This is a genomic window from Acinetobacter gyllenbergii (assembly GCF_001682515.1).
In the GTDB taxonomy this organism is placed as follows: domain Bacteria; phylum Pseudomonadota; class Gammaproteobacteria; order Pseudomonadales; family Moraxellaceae; genus Acinetobacter; species Acinetobacter gyllenbergii.
The window spans coordinates 636,267-659,007 of record NZ_KV575262.1 but is presented as its reverse complement, the minus strand read 5'-3'; the positions used below and the strand labels follow the sequence as shown (position 1 = coordinate 659,007).

General features: G+C 39.4%; 20 protein-coding genes, 2 other RNA genes and 1 pseudogene. 16 read left to right on the top strand and 7 right to left on the bottom strand.

Translation table 11 applies throughout. The features are described 5' to 3' along the window. From ataA to NG55_RS09085, 5 genes and pseudogenes are all read left to right on the top strand, one after another. Positions 1–2,854, top strand: a pseudogene (gene ataA / locus NG55_RS09105) (trimeric autotransporter adhesin AtaA); the annotation flags it as partial. Positions 2,855–2,918: 64 nt separating this feature from the next. After that, complete coding sequence (tpgA, locus tag NG55_RS09100) at positions 2,919–3,710, top strand: trimeric autotransporter adhesin/peptidogylcan-associated protein TpgA (protein ID WP_065343052.1); 792 nt, start codon at positions 2,919–2,921, stop codon at positions 3,708–3,710. A 439-nt stretch (positions 3,711–4,149) separates the two neighbouring features. Beyond that, the gene (locus tag NG55_RS09095; RefSeq protein ID WP_004652606.1) at positions 4,150–4,350 is read left to right on the top strand and encodes a hypothetical protein; all 201 of its coding nucleotides are present in this window, start codon (positions 4,150–4,152) and stop codon (positions 4,348–4,350) included. A 244-nt stretch (positions 4,351–4,594) separates the two neighbouring features. Then, a complete protein-coding gene (locus NG55_RS09090) occupies positions 4,595–5,833 on the top strand; it encodes a putative solute-binding protein (RefSeq protein ID WP_016540447.1) in 1,239 nt (412 codons plus the stop codon). Positions 5,834–5,976: 143 nt separating this feature from the next. Then, the gene (locus NG55_RS09085) at positions 5,977–7,677 is read left to right on the top strand and encodes an Hsp70 family protein (RefSeq protein WP_016540448.1); all 1,701 of its coding nucleotides are present in this window, start codon (positions 5,977–5,979) and stop codon (positions 7,675–7,677) included. 67 nt (positions 7,678–7,744) lie between these two features. On the opposite strand, the gene NG55_RS09080 is transcribed toward NG55_RS09085, so the two are convergent. The 5 genes from NG55_RS09080 to NG55_RS09060 form a co-directional block, all read right to left on the bottom strand. Further along, positions 7,745–9,676 (bottom strand): molecular chaperone, encoded by a 1,932-nt coding sequence (locus NG55_RS09080; RefSeq protein WP_065343051.1) that lies wholly within the window; start codon positions 9,674–9,676, stop codon positions 7,745–7,747. Positions 9,677–9,969: 293 nt separating this feature from the next. After that, a non-coding RNA gene (gene ssrS, locus NG55_RS09075) (6S RNA) lies at positions 9,970–10,151 on the bottom strand. A gap of 134 nt (positions 10,152–10,285) precedes the next feature. Further along, positions 10,286–10,474, bottom strand: a non-coding RNA gene (gene ssrS / locus NG55_RS09070) — 6S RNA. 528 nt (positions 10,475–11,002) lie between these two features. After that, a complete protein-coding gene (locus NG55_RS09065; protein WP_065343050.1) occupies positions 11,003–11,287 on the bottom strand; it encodes a cell division protein ZapA in 285 nt (94 codons plus the stop codon). A gap of 2 nt (positions 11,288–11,289) precedes the next feature. Next, on the bottom strand, positions 11,290–11,844 hold the full coding sequence (locus NG55_RS09060) for a hypothetical protein (protein WP_005272487.1): 555 nt from the start codon (positions 11,842–11,844) through the stop codon (positions 11,290–11,292). Between the two features lie 66 nt (positions 11,845–11,910). Between NG55_RS09060 and NG55_RS09055 the strand changes: the two genes are divergently transcribed. The 6 genes from NG55_RS09055 to NG55_RS09030 all read left to right on the top strand — a co-directional run bounded on the left by NG55_RS09055 (position 11,911) and on the right by NG55_RS09030 (position 17,628). After that, a complete protein-coding gene (locus NG55_RS09055) occupies positions 11,911–12,546 on the top strand; it encodes a UPF0149 family protein (protein WP_016540450.1) in 636 nt (211 codons plus the stop codon). A 69-nt stretch (positions 12,547–12,615) separates the two neighbouring features. Beyond that, the gene (gene pepP, locus NG55_RS09050; RefSeq protein ID WP_065343049.1) at positions 12,616–13,935 is read left to right on the top strand and encodes a Xaa-Pro aminopeptidase; all 1,320 of its coding nucleotides are present in this window, start codon (positions 12,616–12,618) and stop codon (positions 13,933–13,935) included. A gap of 75 nt (positions 13,936–14,010) precedes the next feature. Then, positions 14,011–14,565, top strand: coding sequence for a hypothetical protein (locus NG55_RS21115; RefSeq protein WP_213029718.1), 555 nt, complete (start codon positions 14,011–14,013; stop codon positions 14,563–14,565). Between the two features lie 200 nt (positions 14,566–14,765). Further along, a complete protein-coding gene (ubiH, locus tag NG55_RS09040; protein ID WP_065343048.1) occupies positions 14,766–15,977 on the top strand; it encodes a 2-octaprenyl-6-methoxyphenyl hydroxylase in 1,212 nt (403 codons plus the stop codon). Next, a complete protein-coding gene (locus tag NG55_RS09035) occupies positions 15,974–17,206 on the top strand; it encodes an FAD-dependent monooxygenase (RefSeq protein WP_065343047.1) in 1,233 nt (410 codons plus the stop codon). The genes ubiH and NG55_RS09035 overlap by 4 nt, the downstream gene beginning before the upstream one ends. A gap of 173 nt (positions 17,207–17,379) precedes the next feature. After that, positions 17,380–17,628, top strand: a complete 249-nt coding sequence (locus tag NG55_RS09030; protein ID WP_005202358.1) for a hypothetical protein — start codon at positions 17,380–17,382, stop codon at positions 17,626–17,628. A gap of 23 nt (positions 17,629–17,651) precedes the next feature. Here the strand turns inward: NG55_RS09030 and NG55_RS09025 are convergent, their stop codons facing one another. Then, entirely contained in the window at positions 17,652–18,101 is a 450-nt protein-coding gene (locus NG55_RS09025; protein ID WP_016540454.1) for a MerR family transcriptional regulator, read from the bottom strand. A gap of 61 nt (positions 18,102–18,162) precedes the next feature. Here NG55_RS09025 and NG55_RS09020 point away from each other — a divergent pair, with 61 nt between their 5' ends. Beyond that, positions 18,163–18,804, top strand: a complete 642-nt coding sequence (locus tag NG55_RS09020) for a cation efflux transmembrane domain-containing protein (RefSeq protein WP_016540455.1) — start codon at positions 18,163–18,165, stop codon at positions 18,802–18,804. Between the two features lie 66 nt (positions 18,805–18,870). On the opposite strand, the gene rsmI is transcribed toward NG55_RS09020, so the two are convergent. Next, on the bottom strand, positions 18,871–19,713 hold the full coding sequence (rsmI, locus tag NG55_RS09015; protein ID WP_016540456.1) for a 16S rRNA (cytidine(1402)-2'-O)-methyltransferase: 843 nt from the start codon (positions 19,711–19,713) through the stop codon (positions 18,871–18,873). Between the two features lie 16 nt (positions 19,714–19,729). Here rsmI and NG55_RS09010 point away from each other — a divergent pair, with 16 nt between their 5' ends. The 4 genes from NG55_RS09010 (at position 19,730) to NG55_RS08995 (ending at position 22,737) form a co-directional block, all read left to right on the top strand. Further along, the gene (locus tag NG55_RS09010) at positions 19,730–20,662 is read left to right on the top strand and encodes a penicillin-binding protein activator (RefSeq protein WP_065343046.1); all 933 of its coding nucleotides are present in this window, start codon (positions 19,730–19,732) and stop codon (positions 20,660–20,662) included. Positions 20,663–20,674: 12 nt separating this feature from the next. Further along, positions 20,675–21,079 carry a YraN family protein gene (locus NG55_RS09005; protein ID WP_016540458.1) on the top strand — a complete coding sequence of 135 codons (405 nt, stop codon included), beginning with the start codon at positions 20,675–20,677 and terminating at the stop codon, positions 21,077–21,079. A 71-nt stretch (positions 21,080–21,150) separates the two neighbouring features. Beyond that, entirely contained in the window at positions 21,151–21,861 is a 711-nt protein-coding gene (locus tag NG55_RS09000; RefSeq protein WP_016540459.1) for a BON domain-containing protein, read from the top strand. A gap of 3 nt (positions 21,862–21,864) precedes the next feature. Continuing rightward, positions 21,865–22,737 (top strand): alpha/beta hydrolase, encoded by an 873-nt coding sequence (locus tag NG55_RS08995; RefSeq protein ID WP_016540460.1) that lies wholly within the window; start codon positions 21,865–21,867, stop codon positions 22,735–22,737. Positions 22,738–22,741 lie beyond the last annotated feature (4 nt).

Sequence of the window (22,741 nt, the reverse complement as noted above, 5' to 3'; positions counted from 1 at the left end):
TGTAGGCAGTGTTGTTGTAGATAAAGCAACAAACACAGTTAAAGGTCTGAGCAACACGACGTGGAATGGCACAGCGGTATCGGGTCAAGCAGCAACCGAAGACCAATTGGCGGCTGTAGATAGCAAGTTAGGTGGTTTGGACGATGCAGCAGTTAAATATGACGATGCAACGACTAAAGACAAAATCACACTTGCAGGTGCTGGTGGAACCACGATCACGAATGTGAAAGCGGGTGCTGTAAATGCAGCATCAACAGATGCAGTGAATGGCAGTCAATTATTTAATACTGCGAACAATGTGAAGAACCTTGTTGGTGGTGCAACGAAAATTGATACGACAACAGGTGCGATCACCACGAGTAACATTGGTGGCACAGGTTCGAACACAATTGACGGTGCAATCAGCAGTGTTAAAGATGCAGCAACCAAAGCGAAAACTACGGTTACAGCAGGAGATAATGTTGTAGTTACTCCAACCACCAATGCAGATGGTTCAAGCAACTACCAAGTATCGACAGCGAAAGATGTGAATTTCGACAAGGTAACTGTAGGCAGTGTTGTTGTAGATAAAGCAAGTAATACCATTGAAGGCTTAAGTAATACAGACATCAAAGCAAGTGATTTTGCAACCAAAGGTCGAGCTGCGACCGAAGAGCAATTGAAGAGTGCGATTACAAGCAATATTACTGAAGTTGTAGATGGTAATGGCAATAAGGTGAATATTGTTGATCAGATTGTGAATAAAAATCCTGACAACAAGAACCAAGATTCATTGTTCTTAACCTACGATAAAAAAGGTCAAGAAACTACAGATCGCCTAACCATTGGTCAAACAGTACAGAAGATGAATACCGATGGTATTAAATTCTTCCATACCAATGCTGATACATCTAAAGGTGATTTGGGTACAACCAATGACTCAAGCGCAGGTGGTTTAAACTCGACAGCAGTTGGTGTAAATGCAATTGTTGCAGACGGTGCGGATAGTGCGCTTGCAGTTGGTCATGACAGCAAAGCAACAGGTAAAGAGTCCATTGCAATTGGTAAAGGTGCTGAAGCAACAGGCCTGCAATCAATCAGTATTGGTACAGGCAACAAAGTGAAAGGTGATCATTCTGGTGCGATTGGTGACCCGACCATCGTTGATGGATCGAATAGCTATTCTGTCGGTAACAATAACCAAGTGCTTACAAATGATACTTTCGTACTTGGTAATAATGTGACCAAAACAGTAGCTGGTTCAGTTGTGTTAGGAAACGGTTCAGCGGCGACAACAGGAGCAGGTGTAGCGGGTTATGCATTATCTGCTGCAACAACTGCTGATAAAGCAGCAATCTCGAAAACAACCTCAACTACAGGTGCAGTTGCAGTAGGTGATGAGGCGAGTGGTATTTATCGTCAAATTACTGGTGTTGCAGCGGGTAGTGCCGATGCAGATGCAGTGAACGTTGCTCAGTTGAAAGCTGTGGGTAACCAAGTTGTAACAACCCAAACTGCGCTGGTAAATAGCTTGGGTGGTGGTGCTAAAGTCAATGCTGACGGTACTATTACAGGTCCAACTTATAATGTGGCTCAAGCGAATCAAACCAATGTTGGTGATGCGTTGACTGCACTTGATAAGGCAATTGGTTCTGCTGCAACAACATCGAAAACGACTGTGACCAATGGTCAAAACATTGTTGTGAAAAAGAGCAAAAATGCTGATGGTTCAGATAACTATGAAGTGGAAACTGCAAAAGACTTAGCGGTTGATTCTGTGAAAGCAGGTGATACGGTTCTGAATAATGCTGGAATCACCATTGGTAACAATGCGGTTGTGTTAAACAATACAGGACTTATTATTGCTGGCGGCCCAAGTGTAACCACTCAAGGTATCAATGCTGGCAATAAGCAGGTGACCAATGTTGCGGCTGGTGTTAATGCGACAGATGCGGTGAACAAAGGTCAATTGGATAGCGCAATTAGCAATGTGAATAACAATGTTAATGAGCTTGCTAACAATGCAGTGAAATACGACGATGCTAAAAAAGACAAGATCACCCTTGGTGGAGCAGATGGAACCACGATTACCAATGTGAAAAACGGTAATATTGCTAAAGACTCTAAAGATGCTGTGAATGGTGGTCAGGTAGCAGAAATCAGAGATAATTTGCAAGGGCAGATTACCAACAATACCAATGCTATTAATAACATTAAAAATGATATTAATAATGGTACGGTGGGTCTGGTTAAACAAGCGAATAGTACAGCTGACGTTACCGTTGCTAAAGACACTGGAGGCACTAAAGTTAATGTTGCTGGTACTGATGGTAATCGCGTTGTTACAGGTGTCAAAGATGGTGCAATTAATGAAGCATCGAAAGACGCAATCAACGGCTCTCAATTGAATGCAACCAACAAAAAAGTTGTTGAATTCTTAGGCGGCGGAGCTGGCTATAATAACATTACCAATAGTTTCACTAACCCTACTTACACGGTGGGAGGTAAAGACTACAACAATGTTGGTGGTGCAGTGGATGCCTTAAATAAAGCCGATCAAGCTTTGGGCAACCGCATTGATAACCTGGACAACAAACTTGAGCAAGCCTTCTACTCAACTAATCAACGTATTGAGGATGTAGAGAAAAAAGCAAATGCAGGTATTGCCGCAGCAATGGCATTGGAAGCAGCGCCATACATCGCAGGTAAATATACCTATGCAGCAGGTGCTTCTTATCATGGTGGTGAAAATGCAGTCGGCGTAACCTTGCGTAAGACTGCGGATAATGGTCGTTGGTCAATCACAGGCGGTGTCGCTGCAGCATCACAAGGTGATCCAAGTGTACGTATCGGTATCAGTGGTGTAATTGACTAAGGGACTCGTTATGCAGGAGAGCCCTTAGGCTCTCCTCATCTCCAATCGATAAAGAGAGTAAAATATGAAAAACATGATAAAAGCATTGGTTATCGGGATCGCTTCTAGTAGTGCAATGATGGCTATGGCGGCAGATGATGAGGTCGTGGTTCAACAAGAGGAAGCTAAATTTCCAGCTGTTGAAAAAAGCTATTTAAAACAAGTGCAGCGTTATGAATACGACAATGTTGCTCGCCTAGGTACTGGCTTAACCAAAGACCAAATTCGACATATCTTGGGAAATCCTCAATTTAGTGAAGGTTTATTCTTTGTTAAAACTTGGAACTATGTATTAGATGTCCGTCAGCCGAATAGTCAGGATTATTTACGTTGCCAGTTACGCATCGATTTTAATAAGGATACGCTTTCTGAACGTTTATCTTGGAAAGGTGAGGCATGTGAAGGTTTAATGGCTTGGGGGGCAAATAATCAAGTTCCAGCTGATGCCAATCTAAATACGTTGCGATCATCAAGTGTATTTTTTGCATTTGATCGATCGAATGCCAATGCAATTGAACAAGGTTCAAGTTCAGTTGCTGCAATTGCGCAACGGATTAAACAAGCGCCATCGAATAGCCCAGTGATTGTTGCAGGTTTTGCAGATCCTTTAGGTAAGTTTGCATATAACCATCAATTGTCAGCGCAGCGTGCCAATACCGTTGCCAAGTTGTTGGTGAATGAGGGTGTTGATGCAAATCGCATCCAAATTCAGGCCAATAGCCAAACTGATTTATATCAACAATGTGCAGGGCATAAAGCAAACCGCCAGTTAGTTGGTTGTTTAGCCCCAAATAGACGCGTGAATGTCAGTTGGTAATACACAATCTAAAAAATGGCTACTTTAACGTAGCCATTTTTTTTGAATAAAATTTATTATTTTTCAAATAAGTATGATTTCTTTTTATGATTGGTCAATATTTCTAATTTAACGCTAGCGAGACAATGAAAGTATAAAGTTAGTTAAGTATTTAATATTATTTATTTTTATTTATAGATTTAGCTTTTTAAATCGATCTTGCGGTAAAGAGTTTTTATGAGAACTGTCTGACAAAAAAACAGCATATTGTTTAAAAAATAATCTAATATGCATCTTGTGAGATAACATGCACAGATGTCAGTTTCATGTATTTAAATAATTAAAGTGAGTATTTTTTTACGTATGAATCGTATGTATTGAGCTGCTATTTAGGATGAGTTGAACTTATCAGCTTGATAGAAATACTCAGTATTTGCAAACCATTTTAGAGGGTAAAATGATGTTGGAATCAAAAAAATTGATTGTACTTGATCAGATGCTAGTCTTAACCAAAGAAGGCAAAAATGATTTGGTTTATCAAAATGACACCTTACTAAAAGTAAAAATGATTTCGAATCAACATATTGTGGTTGAGGATGATCATCAAACCAGTTTTCTATTAAAGCGACAAGATGAAAACGTGATTTGGTCATTTATTTAAGAGCAGAATAACAAGCATTTAAATGATTAAAGAGTATTAAAAATATAGATTATTCAAATGCTTGTTGAAATATATGTTTGTATCTTATGGGGCTATTCATTTTTATAAAATGAGTAATGGTTCTAACTTTGACCGAATTGACACCATCCAAATAAAATCAGTCAATTCTATTTCTATGCGTTATTCTTACATTGAATAAAGACTATTGGGAAATAGCTCGCTCTCGCTAAGGATGGATCAAACAATGCAAAATAATAAATTCACACAGTTTTTAAAACCTGTACTTTTGTCCTGTGTGCTAGCTTCATCATGGGGTATGGTGAATACAAGCTATGCAGCACCTGAAGGTAAACTGGATTTAAGTCTCTCTCCTCATTCACAAAATAAAGTTAAGCAATTATTGAATGATCCCAAAACGTGGCAACAGATTCCAAAACAAGTCACTCTCTGTGTGTTCTCTCCGAATGGCGAACATAGCGAAGCCTTTGAGCAGGCCACCAGTTATATTACTGAAATTCCAAGTATCGTCCGTGTTGCCAAGCAATTTGGCGTTAATATGAATGTGACACGTCCTTCACATTTGCAATTTAAATTAGATTTTGATTATCCAAAATTGAAAAAACAGGCGTCCACGTTGGTGAATCTGAAAGTGTATACCAATGAAGCTGTGTTGACCGAAGATTTCCGTAGTAAACGTTGTGATGGTGCAGGGATTAGCAATCTGCGCGCAAAACAGTTTAATAAGTTCGTGGGCAGTGTGGATGCAATTGGCGCCTTGCAGACCTATAAACAACTAAGTTCTGTGATTCAAGTTTTGGCCAATCCAAAGTTTGATGAAAAGATGGTAAACAAAGATTATGAGGTGGTTGGGATTGTACCCCTCGGTGCAGCCTATATTATGGTCACGGATCGTAATATAAATACTTTGGCTAAAGCAGCAGGCAAGAAAGTTGCGGTGTTCCAATTTGATGAAACTCAAAAGAAACTGGTACAAAATGTGGGGGCACAACCTGTGTCAGTTGATTTGGTGACAGTGGGTGGTAAATTTAATAATAAAGAAGTGGATATCATGGCAGGTCCAGCCATTTTATTTGAACCGCTAGAATTGCAAAAAGGCATGACTGATAAATCAGGAAAAGCCGTTGGTGGTATTATTAAATTTCCTGTCATTCAAGTGACAGGGACGCTGATTATGCATCGTAATAAATTCCCAGCAGGGATGGGCTCAATCGCACGAGAAGTTATTTCAAAACAGTTAGATCCTGCTTTTGAATTTGTTGACAAGATTGAAGCAAAAATTCCAGACAAATTTTGGTTGAAGTTAAACGAAAGTGATAAGCCTGGTTATGTTCGATTGATGCGCGAAGCACGCATTCAAATGACCAAGGAAGGCTTTTACGATAAAGATATGATGAAGTTGTTGAAACAAGTTCGTTGTTCACAAGACCCAAGCAACTATGAATGTGCTTTGAAAGATGAATAATTTTTAGATAACGTGCTGCTAAAATACGATGATCCTCTAATGTATTAGGGGATTTTTTTCTATTTGTTGTAAAACTCGCTAATTGTTCAGATATGAATTAAAATATTGTCTAAAATTTAATATTTTTAAACTATTGATAAAAAATGACAGAATTTAAACCTTTAATTGCAATAGATCTAGGTACAAGTAATTCACTTGTTGGTATTTTTGAAAATGGTCAATCAAAATTAATCGAAAACCCTTATGGGGTGAAATTGACACCGTCTGCGATTGCAATGGATGAGCAAGGTCGAATATTGATCGGTCAGGCTGCATTAGAACTTAGAGGAAGTGGGCAAGAGGTATTAACCAGTTTTAAGCGTTTAATGGGCACATCTAAACGATTGAAACTAGGCCATCAAAGTTTTAGCGCGGTTGAATTATCTTCTTTAATTCTTAAGTCTTTAAAACAAGATGCTGAGCAATTATTACAATGTGAAGTAGATGAGGCGGTTATTACAGTTCCTGCTTACTTTAATGATATCCAGCGTCAAGCAACCATCTCGGCAGCTGAACTTGCTGGCTTAAAAGTAAGTCGTTTAATCAATGAACCTACAGCTGCTGCTTTAGCGTATGGTTTGGGGCAAACGGAAGATAGCTGTTTTCTTATTTTTGATTTAGGCGGTGGGACATTTGATGTCTCAATCGTTGAGTTATTTGATGGGATTATTGAGGTTCGCGCAAGTGCTGGAGATAACTATTTAGGGGGAGATGATTTCGTTCAACTCCTAATGAAACAATATTGGAAACAACATGCTTCTGTGTTTGGTTTTACAGAACATACAATTCCACTCGATATTGAAATTGCACTAAGAGCTAAAGCCCAATATTGCTTGCATGTTTTAAGCAAGGAAGCAAAAGCACAGTTTTCTTTCAAATGGAAAGAACAAGAGGCAATACTTGAAATTACCCAAGAAGAATTTGCTCATTGGGCAGAGCCCTTATTACTCCGTTTACGTCGCCCATTAGAACGAGCTTTAAGAGATGCGCGAATTTTACCTCAACAAGTTGACCAAATTATTATGGTTGGAGGGGCTACGCGTATTCCTGTTGTGCGTAAAATGGTGACAAAGCTATTTGGACGTTTTCCTTCAACAAGTATTCAACCAGATGAAGCAATCGTACGTGGTGCCTGTGTTCAAGCAGGTTTAAAAGCGAAGGATTTATCTCTCAAAGAAGTTGTATTGACTGATGTATGTCCGTTTAGCTTAGGGCTAGCTGTAGGAGCCGATGATCAGTTTTCACCAGTTTTAGAACGTAATACAGTAATCCCAGCCAGTAAAGTAAATACGTATACTGCGATGCATAAGGGACAACGAGAAATTGTGGTTCGAATTTATCAGGGTGAGCACAGGCTGTGTAAAGAAAACGTGTTTTTAGGTGAGTTAAAAGTTCCTTTACCACCAAATGATGATCAATTGTCGATAGATGTCCGTTTTTCTTATAATCCCAACGGGATTCTAGATGTCGATGTAGAGGTGCCTGCTACAGGGGAAAAACTTCAAAAAGTAGTGGTTAATCATCAAAGTGTGATGAGTGCCGAGCAGATTGAACAGGCCCGCGTACAGTTACAGGAATTAAAAATTCATCCACGTGATAATCTAATGAATAAGAGTTTGTTATTACGTGCAGAGCGTTTATTTAGTGAATATACTGGGGATATTCGCTTACAGATTGGAGAGCGAACGCAGCAATTTAACCATGTCTTGAATTTGCAAGAGGAAAGGCAGATTCGTGAGGCTCGTCAATATTTTGAAGCTTTCTTAAATGAAGTTGAAGATTTGAGCTTGTTTGAAGAATATTAAAACATTTAGCCCCTTTTGATTCTTGGAAATCAGAAGGGGCATGAAAGATATGTGTTGCTTATCTAAATTAAATTTTAGCTAAAAAATATTTAACTGCATCTAATCCAATAAATAATATAATGATCGTAAAAAATGTGGCTGTGAAAGCTAGATACCGAATCAGTTGTGAGATTTTTTTTGTACTCATACCAACAAAAAGCAAACTTGTGAGAATAAGACCACTTGCATATATGAAGGGCTGATTATTCTCAGATATTAAGAAATAGCCAATAGCTAATACCCAAGTAAGTCTAAACAAGATAATCATTATACTTTTAAAATAGATTTGATTTTCTGTTAAATTGTCATTCTCTTTATTATAGCCAAAGATCGAAAATAAGGGGCGGAATGAGTCGGGAAGTAATAATAGACTGATAGGAATGAGACTGTAAACTGCTAACCATGAATGATCAGGTTTTGCAAGTGATAGGATTGCAAAGAAAAAGCCGATGCAAATCGCGATTAAACCAAGATTTATAATCCAATGATCAAATTGAGAATCAGCACTTTGTAACAGGTTATTGTGATGTGGTGCTGCATTTAATTTTAATGCACCAATTAGGAGGACTGAGAATACAAGCCAAGTATAACTTAAAAGCTGGTGTAGACTTTCTGCAAACCAAGGTGTTGCAATACAAAGAATAAATCCACTTAAAAACCAAATTTTACTTAAACGTATGAGTGTTTCTTCTTGATCGGGGCGACCTAGAATTTTGGCATGAAGAATAGGTTGTAAAATACAAATAAATAAGGCAATAGTAACCAAGCTAATACATATAACTATTCCTGCTTTGGGCGTTATTTCAAGTAGTAGCGATGCAAAATAAAATGTGCCAATTGAAAAAATAAGATTAATAAGGTTAAATTTTTTGATTTCACTTAAGCTTTTTAAGAATACAAAATTGGGGTTGTTTTGAGTACTTGAAATTTGAAGTTGATTTAAAATTTCGGTTGTTGTGTGATTTGTGTATATCTTATGGAGATGATTTTGTAAATTAATCATTTTAAAAGGTTGTAGCTTTTGTTCTCCAGTTAATGCTTGCAATGCAAGATATTGCTCAGGTTTTAATTGCTTTAAGATCGAGTATTTTGACAAATAATCATTCAGCTTTTCTTGCAAAAGAGAGGAGTAATACGATTGATCATATTGATGGATATCGTCAGGATAACTTTCGTGCCAGAGTTCAAGAAAACGAAAATATTCAGGTTGTAAATTATTGCTGTCTATTTCTGCTAAAGGCGCGATTAACTGATCCTTAATTTGAATTTGTTGATGAAGAGGGATATCAAATTGCTGATTCAGTAGATATTTAAATTTTTCGAAAGTTGAATCACTAATATCTTTATTCCAAAGTGAATCTGTTACTTCGTTGAGGGTTATGAAAATTGGTTCGGCTACGATGCTATGATCAGACTCAAGGGGAATTTCTTGAACTGTTTGAGAAGTTATTGTCTCGTCATTATAGAGGTCGAGCGCGATATTAGTTTGAGGCTCATGATCAGAAAAGATATAAAGAAAGTCATCGAGATCATATTGCTTTAATAGATTTTGTACTTTATTGCTATAAGTTATGCTGGTATTCGGGTCTGCAATGTTTTGAATTTGGTGATGAAATTGAAGCAATTCATTCCGGATATCAAAATTTATATCCTGTGTTGAAATATGATGTTCTAGATTTTTTAAAGATTCTTCGAGTTGTAATTCATCCGCATTAGGAGAGACCTCACTATTTTCAGAGGCATATTTCTCTAAATCAGGCTCAAAAATATCGTTTACTTCATCATCTTCATAGAATACATATGCTGCTTCAAATTGTGCAGTTTCTAAAGCCTCTCTAAGGCGAATAAATTCTTCAGGTTGAGTATCTTGATCGATTAATTTAAGTTGTTTTGCATAGGCTTTCTTAATTTCCCTCTGATTATCTGTTGGTTCAATACCTAGTCGTTGCCACGCTGTCATTCGTTGTACTCAAAATATGTTTTTAATAAATTACGAAAGATTTTATTCAAAAGAATATATATAGGTATAGTCTAGCATATTGCTTTTTGCTCTGACCTTATCGTTTATAGATAAAGCTGAAGTCAATATTCCTAATAGATTAGGAGAATGATGTTTATGTTTGAACAGTAATTTGATTCAATAACTATAATAATAAAATTCTTATACGATTTTAAAGAGTTGAGGAATATTTGATGATATAAAACTTATGGGATCTGAATACAACAACTTCTATATTGTTTTTATTGTAAAAAAAGTACTCCAGAGATGCCGCTGCATGGTCGTTACCCTGAACCCGATGAGTTCAAGGTGGAGGTGACGCATACTTACTGGGTTTCCTACTCGAGGTAGGCATACACTCAAAATACACAGAACACATCCATAAATTTAAGTATCGGCAGGGGAATAGACGTACTGGCGAACACCCTAGAGATGTTTTCTATTATAGTTAAATCAACACCGACCACAAGAGGAAAGTATTGAGATTTGTATGTTTTACTAACAATTAGAAAATTAAGTTTAATAGAATTATAAAATCTAAAGCGAGATCAATTATTTGTTGAAATAAAATGGGTCTCCAAAATGCCGCTGCATGTCTTTACCCTTGAACACTAAGGTTCAAGGTGGAAAGCGCTATATATCATCTGGGTTTCCTACTCAGGGTAGGCATACACGCTCAATATTTAAAAACGCTTTCCAATTCGGAAATAATTCACGGCTCAGGGGAGTCAGACCAGCTGGCGTACACCTCAGAGATGATTTAATTATAGTAAAAATGAAGGTCATCTCAAGAGGGAGAAATAGAGAAATTTGTAAGTTTAAGTTTATAGTTGAAACATTCAATTGAAGTAATTGAATTGACAAAAATTTTGAAGAAATCGATCTTCTGTATATAGGCGTAATTTTTAGAAAGGAGTACTGTACGTATTATACTTAGTAGCATTTTAGTAAATCTGATAAATCATGGTGCTTGATCTAGTGGCGCATTTTCTTATAGGAATTGACACCTCGATGTAATGACGCTACTAAATTTATTTATAAGCTTAAATTAATAATATGCGTGCCTGTTTGAGTGGTGGTTTAGGCAAAAAAATGGATGGGTGATTGCTGTTTTTCTGAATATTAAATAATAAACAAATAGATGAATTGACTTGAGAGCGGGAATTCAATTCAGGCGAATTTGAGTAAATGATAAAAATGACGATGAGATAAAGGCGGAAAAGAAGGCTGGTGTATGTACTATGGCGCTAAAAAAAGCCTGAAATTTATATTTCAGGCTTTCCAGAGTTAGATGTTTTGTTCTACATCTTCAAGCATGGTTTCTAAAAGACGTTCACAATGGGCATACTGCTGCAAAGATTTATTTAAGCTAAACACTTCTTGAGCCATTTGCAATGCCACCATAATCACCAGTTTATTATGTTCAACACGTGGGGCAGTGCGGCGCATATCGTGAAATTTTTGATTTAACAATTCAGCCGCACGTTCTAACTCTTCACGCTTATCTTCTGTGGTGTTCAAACGGAAGGTCTGTTCAATCAAGCGAAGCTCAACAACAATAGGTTCACTCATGATCAGGTCTCCTCTTGAGTTTCAGCATTCGGATGCGCGAGTTGCTGAATTTCTTGTGCATGTTGATCTTGTGCAGTACCTAAAATTGACAGACGCTGAATAATGGCTTCAACTTTAGATTTAGCCAGTTCATTTTTCTGCAACAGACGATCACGATCTTGCTGTAAATCCTGAATCTCTTGCTGGCTATGACGTTGCTGTGCTTGTAATTTTTCTTTATTCACACGTAAATCATTGCGCTCAGCCAAAATTTCTTGGAAGCGGTTTTTCAAATCAGTGGTGCTTTTCTCTAAACGGCTATAACGCTCCGCTAGAGTTGTTGCATCTTGATTCAGTTGTTTAAATTGATCTTGTAACTGAGTCAGTTGTTCAGTTAAGTTATCAACTTCTTCCTGCTTTTGCGTGATGATGCTATTTTTCTGCACAACTTGTGCATGATGGTCAGTTTCAGCTAATTGCTTAGCTTCGGTGAGCGATGAGTTTTCTCGCTCCAAGTGATGTAAGCGTGTTTTTAAAACACCAATATGCGCTTGTAGACGCTGTAATTGTTCTAACATAACGAAGGTCGCACAGAGTTGCAATCAAAGGTAATATATACAGCAGTATAGAGATTGGATAAACGAATGCAAGACGATATTTCAGGTTGGACGGAATGGAATGCCCATTTTGATGGGATTGAAGAAATTTCAAGTCCAAGTGAGTTACACGGTTTACTAACAGGTATCGTTTGTGTGACACAAGCGCCGACCTCAGATGAATGGTCACAAATTTTAAACACCCTTAATGTGCCTGCTTTACAAGCAGAGGCATTGGAAAGTCTGACTGATGAAGCGGAAGATGTTGCTCATGCTTTATCTGATGACGAATTAGATTACTTGCCTATGCTTCCAGATGATAGCCATTTACTGGCAGATCGTGTGCAAGCCTTGGCGGACTGGTGCGCAGGCGTAGTCCTCGGTTTTGGCCTAGCTTCTGGCCATCTTCGTGGTGAAGAACAAGAGCTGATTGAACATTTACAAGATGTTGCAGCTGTTGAGTTTGAAGACTCGGATAATGATGAAGAAGGCGAAGAAAGCTATCAGGAACTCTATGAGTTTGTACGCTTGATTCCCGTGAGTTTATCGATTGGCCGCACCAAGATTCCTGTTGCTGAAAGTTCTTTATTGCAAAACTTTCACGCCAAAAGCAGAAATCAAGACAATCAAGCAGCAGATCCGCAAACGGTTGTAGAAATGTTTACCCCACATCGCCCGAGTTAACTCGGGCGGTGCCTTAAGCTCTTATAAATAAAGATACTTACAATCATTCATCTTCATCAGAAGGACAATATGAAATTAAGTCAAGCCGATTTTAAACAACGTCGTGATCTTCTTGCTAAACAAATAGGCAGCAATAGCATTGCAATTATTGCGACTCGAGCAGAAATGTATCGTAACCGCGATGCGGACTATAAATATCGTGCAGACAGTAGTTTTTATTATCTGACTGGATTTGCCGAACCAGAAGCTGTTGCCGTGATCGAAACCTTTGAAGAAGGTGAGGAATATAGCTATAGCTTATTCTGCCGCGAACGTAATCGCGAGATGGAAATCTGGAATGGTTATCGTGCCGGAATTGACGGGGCGATTGAAATCTATGATGCAGATGAAGCTTATGCAATTGATCTGCTCGATGAAGAAATTATCGACAAGTTATTAAATAAACAGCGTCTTTACTATCGTATCGGCCAAAATGCTGAATTTGATGCACGTGTTAGTCAATGGATTCAAAAAGCGGATGCGCAACAACGTCGTGGTGGTGCTGCACCAGCAGAAGTGGTTCAGTTAGATCGTCTTGTTGATGAAATGCGCTTGAAAAAATCAACACAAGAAATTGAGTTGATGCAGATCGCAGCCAATATCAGTGCTGAAGCGCATACCCGTGCGATGCAATCGGTCAAACCTGAGATGATGGAATACGCGCTAGAAGCGGAACTCAATTATATCTTTGGTAAAAACGGCTGTGTGCCATCGTATAACAGTATTGTTGGTGGCGGTGAAAATGCCTGTATTTTGCATTATGTTGAAAATAACAAGCCTTTAAAAGACGGTGATTTAGTTTTAATTGATGCGGCATGTGAATACGAGTTTTATGCATCGGATATTACCCGTACGTTCCCTGTAAATGGCAAGTTTAGTCCTGAGCAAAAAGCACTTTATAATGTGGTTTTAGAAGCGCAGCTCGCTGCGATTGATGCAACCCGTATTGGCAATCATTATAAATATCCGCATGAAGTAGCTGTCAAGATTTTAACTCAGGGTCTGGTTGATCTTGGCTTGCTGAGTGGCAATGTAGATGAGCTGGTTGAAAGCGAAGCCTTCCGTCAATTCTTTATGCATGGCACAGGGCATTGGCTTGGTATGGATGTACATGATGTGGGTGCCTATAAAACTGGTGAAGATTGGCGTGCTTATGAGACGGGTATGGTGGTGACCGTTGAACCAGGTTTATATGTTGCACCTGATGATGAAACCGTCGATGCAAAATGGCGGGGTATCGGCATTCGTATCGAAGACGATATTGTCGTGACTGAAAATGGTCCATTGGTTCTAACCAAAAATGTGGTTAAAACTGTTGAAGATATTGAAAGCTTGATGGCAAGTCATTAATTAATTCCTCATTTTATTAGCTTGTTTATTTCTTATGTCTCATCTGTATAACGCATGGTGAGACAAGGTAAAAATATGAAGATGGATTTAGAAGGAAGACCCTATCTCACTCAGTTTAGTGAGGATGGGTTTATTGATTGTGTCTTTCGGATAGAGAATTTGATTGAAACTGAATCAAGTTATCAATTTCATATGCTCAGCTCATTTAATGGAGAGTACGTAGGGTTAAATGCTGAAGTAGTTAAAAGCATGGAAGGCGGTATTGATCATGAAATGCATATTATTAAAGAGCATGTTTATCATCGAGGAGTCATTTTATCTCGGTCGGGTAGAGAGAGTGATAATTTATTAAATAGCTTAAGTCACCTTTACCAGTTGCCGTTCACTAAACAATACAAGATGCGTGAAGTAGAGTCATTCACAGCTATTGCTCTTCATCAAGGTCGCTTGAATATGCGAGAAGAACAAATAAGAATAAAAATTTTCGGTCGAGATGATGAAGAACAATATGATTTAGATAAAGATTATAATGAATCCTTTTTCAATCTTGATCTAAAACATGGCTTTGTATATTGGAATGAAAAGGATCAGTCCTATAGAGAATCTCTTATCAATGGATTGTCTGAATAAAATTGCTAAGTATGATCAAAAGAACGTCTTTTGATGGGGTGTTTTTTTAATTATTAATGATTCTAATAATGACCACATTTAATACATCTTATTGATATAAAAACATAGACCAAACAAAGTACAAATTCCCTTCCTGATTTAAGTTAGAGTAAGATAGTCCCGAAACATCAAGTTATGAAAAACTGATAAGGAATAATATTATGCAGCAACAAGTCATCATTGTCGGTGGAGGTATGGTTGGACTCAGCCTTGCTTTAATGTTGGCAAAATCTAATATCGCAGTAAAGTTATTAGAAGCTGTGAAATATCCGAATTTCGATGACGAAAATGTTGCGCCTTATCATTCCAGCTTTGATGCACGGAACACCGCATTGTCACGCCGTAGCGTACAGATTTACCAAAAGTTAGGTTTGTGGGAAGCCTTACAGCAACATGCCACCCCAATTCTGCAAGTGCATATTACCGAGCAGGGCAGTTTTGGTAAGGCGCGTTTAGTCGCAAAACAAGAAAAAGTAGAAAGCTTTGGACAAGTGATTGAGAACGCATGGCTGGGACGTGTATTACTGACCCAAGTACGTCAACAGCCATTGATTGAGTTGATTGATGGGGTGCAAGTGACTTCACTGACACAAGATGCAGATCAAGTCCAAATTGAAGCCATGCGTAATGGTGAATATATCCATTCCTTAAAGTCCAAGTTAGTGATTGCGGCTGATGGTCGTGATTCATTCTGCCGACAAGCCATTGGCGTCGGGGTGGATGAGCATGATTACGACCAAGTCGCGATTGTGACTACCGTACAGACTTCTAAGCCGCACCAGCACGTTGGCTTTGAACGTTTTAGCGCATTGGGGCCATTGGCATTGTTACCATTACCAGGCGAATACCGCCGTTCAGTGGTATGGCCTGTGAAGAAAGGCACTGAAGCAGAATGGTTAGGTGAAGAAAATGATCAGCACTTTCTTGATGCCTTACAGGAAACCTATGGTGATCGTGCGGGGAAATTTGAGAAAACAGGCAAGCGCTTTAGCTATCCATTGGCTCAGGTTTTGGCACATAAGCAGGCGGTTGGTCGTGTAGTGCTAATGGGTAATGCCGCACATACCATTCACCCAGTGGCAGGGCAAGGTTTTAACTTGTGTTTGCGTGATGCAGATGTGTTGGTTCGTTTCTTGATGGAACAATTGGTAAAGTCCGATGATATTGGTGCGCCTGAAAATTTATTGGCTTACGAGCAATCCCGTTTAAAAGATCAGCAACGGGTGATTAAGTTCTGTGATTCAGTGGTACGTGGTTTTAGTAATCAAAATCCAATTCTCAAATTATTACGTAATACAGGACTGATCGCATTTGATGTGATTCCTGGGGTTAAGCCTTTGGTTGCCAACTATGCAATGGGACTAAAAGCATGAGTGAGCTGTTAGATGTTGTGATTGTAGGTGGTGGTTTAGTCGGTGGATTAACCGCTTTATTATTGGCCCAAGGCGGTGTACAAGCGACGGTATTGGATGCTGCACCTGTGCTAGATCAAGAAAAGACATTGGCTGTAATGAATCCTCGAGTATTGGCACTGAGTCAGGCGACGATTCACCTACTTAAAACAGTCGATGTTTGGGATGATTTAGCGCGTCAAATGCCCTATTCAGGTATGCAAGTCTGGAATAAAAATGGCTATGGCGAAATTAATTTTGGTCATGCATCTGAACAGCAACCTCAATCAGATCAGGCTTTAGGTTCAATGGTTGAGCCGAGTGTTTTGAATGTGGCGATTCAACAAAAAATGCTGCAACAACTCAAAGACTATCGCACTCAAGTCAAAGTCATTCGGATCGAACAGATTCCACAAGGTTGGTCGATTCAATTGGCGGATGGCACAACACTAAAAACCAAGTTGCTCATTGGTGCAGATGGTGCGAACTCTTTTGTACGTGAGCAAGCGTATATTGATCTAGATGTCTTAGATTATAAGCAAGCCGCGATCAGCTGTGCGATTAAAACCACCCAGCCGAATCACTATGTGGCACGCCAAATTTTCTTGCCGACAGGCCCATTGGCGTATTTACCAATGGCCAGTCTGAATGCGCAGGAGAACGGTTATTGGCAATCGATTGTTTGGACTTTACCTGATGATTATGCCGATGAATATTCGGCATTAAATGATCAAGACTTTATGCGCTTACTGACCCAAGAAAGCCTGCAAATGTTGGGAGAGGTGGTTGAGGTTCGTTCCAGAGCGCAGTTCCCACTGAAAGCACGTGCTGCACAGCGCTATATCAAGTCAGGCTTGGCATTGATTGGTGATGCTGCCCATGTGATTCATCCTTTAGCGGGGCAAGGTGTGAATATTGGTTGTCTAGATGCGGCGGTACTTTGCGATGTGCTATTACACGATTTAAACCGTGGCGTCTGGGCCAACGAGCAAACCTTATTACGTTATGAGCACCTGCGTAAGGGCCAGAATGATGCCATGATGCACAGTATGTCTGCGATTGGCTGGTTGGAAAGTTCGGAATTATTTCCCTTTGTTTGGGCCCGAAATTTTGGACTAAAACAGGTTGAACAATTTGAGTGGTTTAAAGATCGCTTTATGCAGCAAGCCAATGGTTTGGGTGCTTTACAGCAGACACGCTATGTTTGCTAAAAAATAGTAGATATTTTTTAAACAATCATTTATAAATCAGAGTGAATTTGGTCATAAAAAGTACGTTTTAATCAATATTGTGCTTTGCTAAATCTGAAGAGCTTGCTAAATTTCACCTAGTTCTGATGGCCAAATAGCGATGATGAGAGTTGAGTCATTGTGGGGAGATGAAGATGACGGAAATGAATGATTACGACGAAAACACAGAAGATTCTGCTGTAGACGACGAAGAGGCGAAAGCGGCAGAAAGTGGTGCAGAGAGTGAAGAGTCGAGCGCCAATGACGCTGATCTTGCTGAAGCGGAAACTTTAACCGTAACTGCGAAGCAGAAACAACGCCAAGCTTTAGAAGATGAAGTGGCTGCGTTTCTTGCACGTGGTGGGCGCATTACTGAAGTTCCGCCAGGTGAGCATCAAGATTAAGTCTGAATTGACATAAAAAAGCATCACGGTTGTGGTGCTTTTTTATGTTGGTGTGATTCATGTTCACACTCAAGGGGTTGGTGTAACTCTTTTAAAATACCACACTGTTCAATAGTGCGATGTTGAGAGCATTGCTGTTTTAAATGGCTCAGATCCTGTTTGAGATGTTCTAGATTTTTAATCTTCTGGGAAACTTCAGCAAGATATTGGTCAATCAAATGATCGACTTGCATACAGGTCTGGTTTGGATTGGTTGATAAATCTTTGAGTTTTTGAATATCCTGCAAAGTGATGCCAAGTTCCCGACAATGCTTTAAAAATAGCAATTCTGAAAGCATTTGTTCCGAATAATGACGGTAATTACCCGCTGTTCGTTGAGCTTTTTCTAACAACCCAATTTTTTCGTAATACCGAATCGTATCAATAGACACACCTGATTTTTTTGCCAATTGTCCAATGCTAAAACTGATCATGCTTGACTCTGGAGTTACTCTAGGGTTTTAAATCACTATAAAAGATTCAGTGAGAAAAGTCATGGCAGGATGTGGTTGCAACACAACATGTTCACCAACACAAAAGATTAGTCCAAAGTTTAGAAAGGCGTTGTGGATTGCTTTGATCCTCAACGCAACGATGTTCTTTGTCGAAATTATTGGTGGATCGCATGCACGTTCAGTATCACTCTGGGCAGATGCATTAGACTTTGCAGGTGATGCAGCAAACTATGCCATCTCTTTGGCTGTATTGTCCATGACTCTGTACTGGCGAGCGACCGCAGCCTTAGTCAAAGGAGTCACCATGGCTGCCTTTGGTATTTTTGTGATTATGAAAGTGATTTGGTCATGGTGGCTAGGTGTAACACCTGAGCCAATGCTGATGGGCGCAATTGGTGTATTGGCATTGGCTGTCAATGTCGTCTCGGCATTGATGCTCTATGCATTCCGCGATGGGGATGCCAACATGCGTTCAGTATGGTTATGTAGTCGTAATGATGCGATTGCCAATATCGCGATCATTATCGCAGCGATCGGTGTATTTGGAACAGGTACGATGTTCCCTGATCTGTTTGTGGCCTTCATTATTGCGTATTTAGGCGTTACTTCTGGTTTGAGTGTGATTAAGCAGGCAAGGGCAGAGAGAAAAATGGATCAAGCAAATCTCATGACTAAGGCTTAAAACAGCGTATCGTTATTTCATATTTAAATGATAAAGGGGAGATTTTTGTAATCTCCCCTTTATGTTTTATTGATCGTGTTGAGTGAGTTCCAAAGCCCGCTGATAAGCGATTTTCTTTTTTATTCCGGTCAAATCAGCAGCCAATTGTGATGCTGCTTTAACAGATAAATCCTGTAATAGGCGTTTTAACAACGCATCCAGTTTATCTTGTTCCATGTCTTTTTCGGCAGAAGCACCGCCGACTACCACCACGATCTCACCTTTTTCTTGGTTGTGATCATTTTCAATCAATGTGACCAATTCTTTTAAGGTCATTTTCTTGATGGTCTCAAAGGTCTTGGTAATTTCACGGGCAAAACCGACAGGACGATCTTCACCAAAAACCTGTGCCATATCTTTGATACAGGCCAGAATACGATGCGGTGCTTCATAAAAAATCAGGGTTTGAGTTTCATCTTTTAGTTTTTCAAGCTGGCTGATACGTTGCGATGCTTTTGAGGGCAAAAAGCCTTCAAAACTAAAACGATCACTTGGTAAGCCAACCGCACTCAAGGCTGCAATTGCAGCACAAGCACCAGGAACTGGAATCACACGAATGCCACGTTCTTGTGCTGCGCGAACCAATTTAAAGCCAGGGTCACTAATCAGCGGCGTACCGGCATCACTAATGAGGGCAATATTCTCACCATTGAGCATTTTTTGGAGAAGTTGATCAATTTTGTTACTTTCGTTGTGATCATGACACGCTGTGAGTGGAGTTGAGATATTATAGTGCTTGAATAATTGAGCAGATTGACGAGTGTCTTCTGCGGCAACCACTGATACGGATTTTAAAATATCAATTGCACGAAAGGTCATGTCATCTAAGTGCCCAATCGGGGTTGCTACAACAAATAATTGAGCACTCATAAAAGGTAACTCCCTAATGTATTACAAAAAATATTGGCTGCTATTATGTTTGGCAGCATGTATGAGCCCAGTTTATGCGGACGTACTGGTGATTCTACCCGAATCAGGTACGATGGCGCGAGCGGGTCAAAGCATCAAACGTGGTTTCTTGAGTGCTTATACAGCATCTGGCAGTAAAGAAAAAATCATTTTTGTAGATTCTGCCAAAAACAACATCGATACGATTTTCAAGAAAAGGGTCAATAACAAGACTCGACTGATTGTTGGGCCATTGGCACGACCTGAAATTGAAACCGTGATGCAACTAAACCCAGCAATCCCAGTACTTGCATTGAACGATGTGAATAGCCAGACCACCAACGTCTGGCAATTCAGTTTGGCCAAGCAGCATGATGCGGTTGCACTGAATCAACTACTCAAGAAAGATAAAATTAAAAGCTTATTGGTGTTACGCCAAGCTGGAACTGAGTCAGCGACAGAATTATTTATGATGGCATTGATGTCTGAGTTTGGCTCAGATATCCATGTGGTCAATGAACTGCCTAAAAAACTGGCACGTAGAGAAGGGTTGTTGCTCTTGGGCGATCAACAGTGGTTAGAACAATTAGGCCCATTGCCTGAAAAAAATATCTACGCCACCGCCTTGAGTATTGAACAAGACAAGAGCATTCCGATGGGGCTGAGTTTCTGTGATACACCTGCCTTATATAATGGACAATGGGCAGATTTAATCAGTGCTTATAAAGAACAACCTGAAAATATGGCGTTTCAACGTTTATTGGCCTTTGGTGGTGATGCGTGGAGTATTGGTCAGCAGTTCTTAAATAGCCCAGATCGTCATTTTTCTTTTGAAGGTCGCACTGGAGCAATTAATGTCAAAGATGGCAAGGTTTATCGTCAACCTTATTGCTATCAACAGCAGAAAAAAGGGATTCAACTGTTAAAATAAGATTGGGCAGGTATGTCACAACATCGGCAAGATTTAGGGCAATGGGCTGAGCAGGCAGCACTTGCTCTTTTGCAATCGAAGCAATATGAATGTATCGAACGAAATTATCATTCACGTTATGGTGAAATAGATTTAATCGTAAAGCGCGATAAGCAACTGGTTTTTGTCGAGGTTAAAGCTCGATCAATGGGGAGTTATGCAGAGGCCTGTGAAGTGATTTCGCTTGCCCAGCAGCGTAAAATTATTAAGACAGCACAATGCTTTTTACAGAAATCTCCATATTATGATGAGTTTGATTGTCGTTTTGATGTGATTTGTTTTGATTTTCCACAGAAAATTGCAAAAACAGTACAACCAGATTTTTCAAAATTGCAGTATGATCAGCAATGGATTGAACATGCATTTACTTTAGATTGATTGATCGATCTCATGTAAAGCTAAATATTGAAAATTGAACAAATTTGTTTGTAGATAGGGAGTCTTGCCAAGTGTTAAAACGTTTATCGATTACGTTGCTTTGCGCTGCAAGTTTATCGGGATGTGCAAGTTTTATTTCTGGTGGTACAGGCACTTCACCCGTTGGAACGAATAGTGGTGAACGTAGTTTAGGGCAGATTTTTATTGATTCTTCAATCAAACGCACTGCAAATATTAATTTATATAAATTAGACCATCGTTTCAAACAGTCACGTATCAACATTGAAAGTTTCCATAGCAATGTTTTATTGACAGGACAAGTTCCTGATCCATATTTAAAACAACTGGCTGAAGATAATTTGCGTTCAATGTCGGATGTGAAGGCCGTACATAACTACATTACGGTGGGTGATAAAGTGGGCTATAACACCATCATGCAAGATGCTACCGTTACGGCGAATACCCGTGGTTTGCTGATGAAAGCACCGGTTGTGTCTGATAGTAAAGTGCTTGTACATACGGAAAATGGTGTTTTGTATGTGATGGGGCGTTTAAATACTGCTGAATCAAGAGATTTAGATGACGTCTTACAAAAAGTTGGAAATGTGACTAAAATTGTGACGCTCATTGACAATGTGGATCAACCTTCAGGCACTGTAGCAAGTTCAACCGCGGCAGCGCCGATGGTCGGAACAGCAACAACACAGCCTTTAGTTGAAACACCTGTTGCAATTGATCCAGATCAGGCGGACCCTGCGACTATTACCCCAACTAATCCTTAATTTATGAAGCAACTTATCCAACAAGTACAAGAAAATGTAATCAAGGCGAAAACGCTTTATCAGGAGTTTCGCCTTTATGATTTTGCCAGCTATTCGATTAATTACCTGACCCCCAAAGATACCTTTGAGAAGGAAGAGCATCTTGCTTATGGACTAAAAGCAAGACAGCGTCTGGATCTGTATCGAACCAAAAGCCCGAAGAAGCAACGACCGTTAATCGTGTTTGTGCATGGCGGTTCTTGGCAGCACGGTAATAAAAGAGATTATCTATTTGTTGGAGAAAGTTTTGCACGTGAAGGCTATGATGTTGCGGTCATTAATTATCACCTTGCACCTGAGCATATCTTTCCGACCTTTATTGATGATATCGCACAAGCGATTCACTACCTGAGCCTGAATCAAGGCAAATTGAACATTTCTACGGATAATATCATTTTGATGGGGCACTCTGCGGGTGCTTTTAATGTGATGTCAGTGGTGTACTCAGCCTATTCACAAAATTTTAAGTACAAAGATAAAATTCGTGCGATTGTTGGGATGGCGGGTCCTTATCATTTTGACTACAAAGGTGATCCATTAGCTGAGCATGCCTTTGATCAGAAAGTGTCATATCAGCAAGTGATGCCTTATTACTTTATCGAACCGAATCAGATTAAGCATTATTTATTGATGGCTGAACAAGATCAGTTGGTGGGTAAGGAAAATAGTTTTGATCTAGATAAGGCGTTAAGAGAAAAGGGTAACCATAGTCATATCGCCGTGATTCCAAAGACAGGGCATATTACCATTGTTGCGACACTGGCAAGTTTAATGAGCCATTATTTCAAGACTAAACGTACAATCTTACATTTCTTGGATGAAGCCTTAGACCCTTAATCAA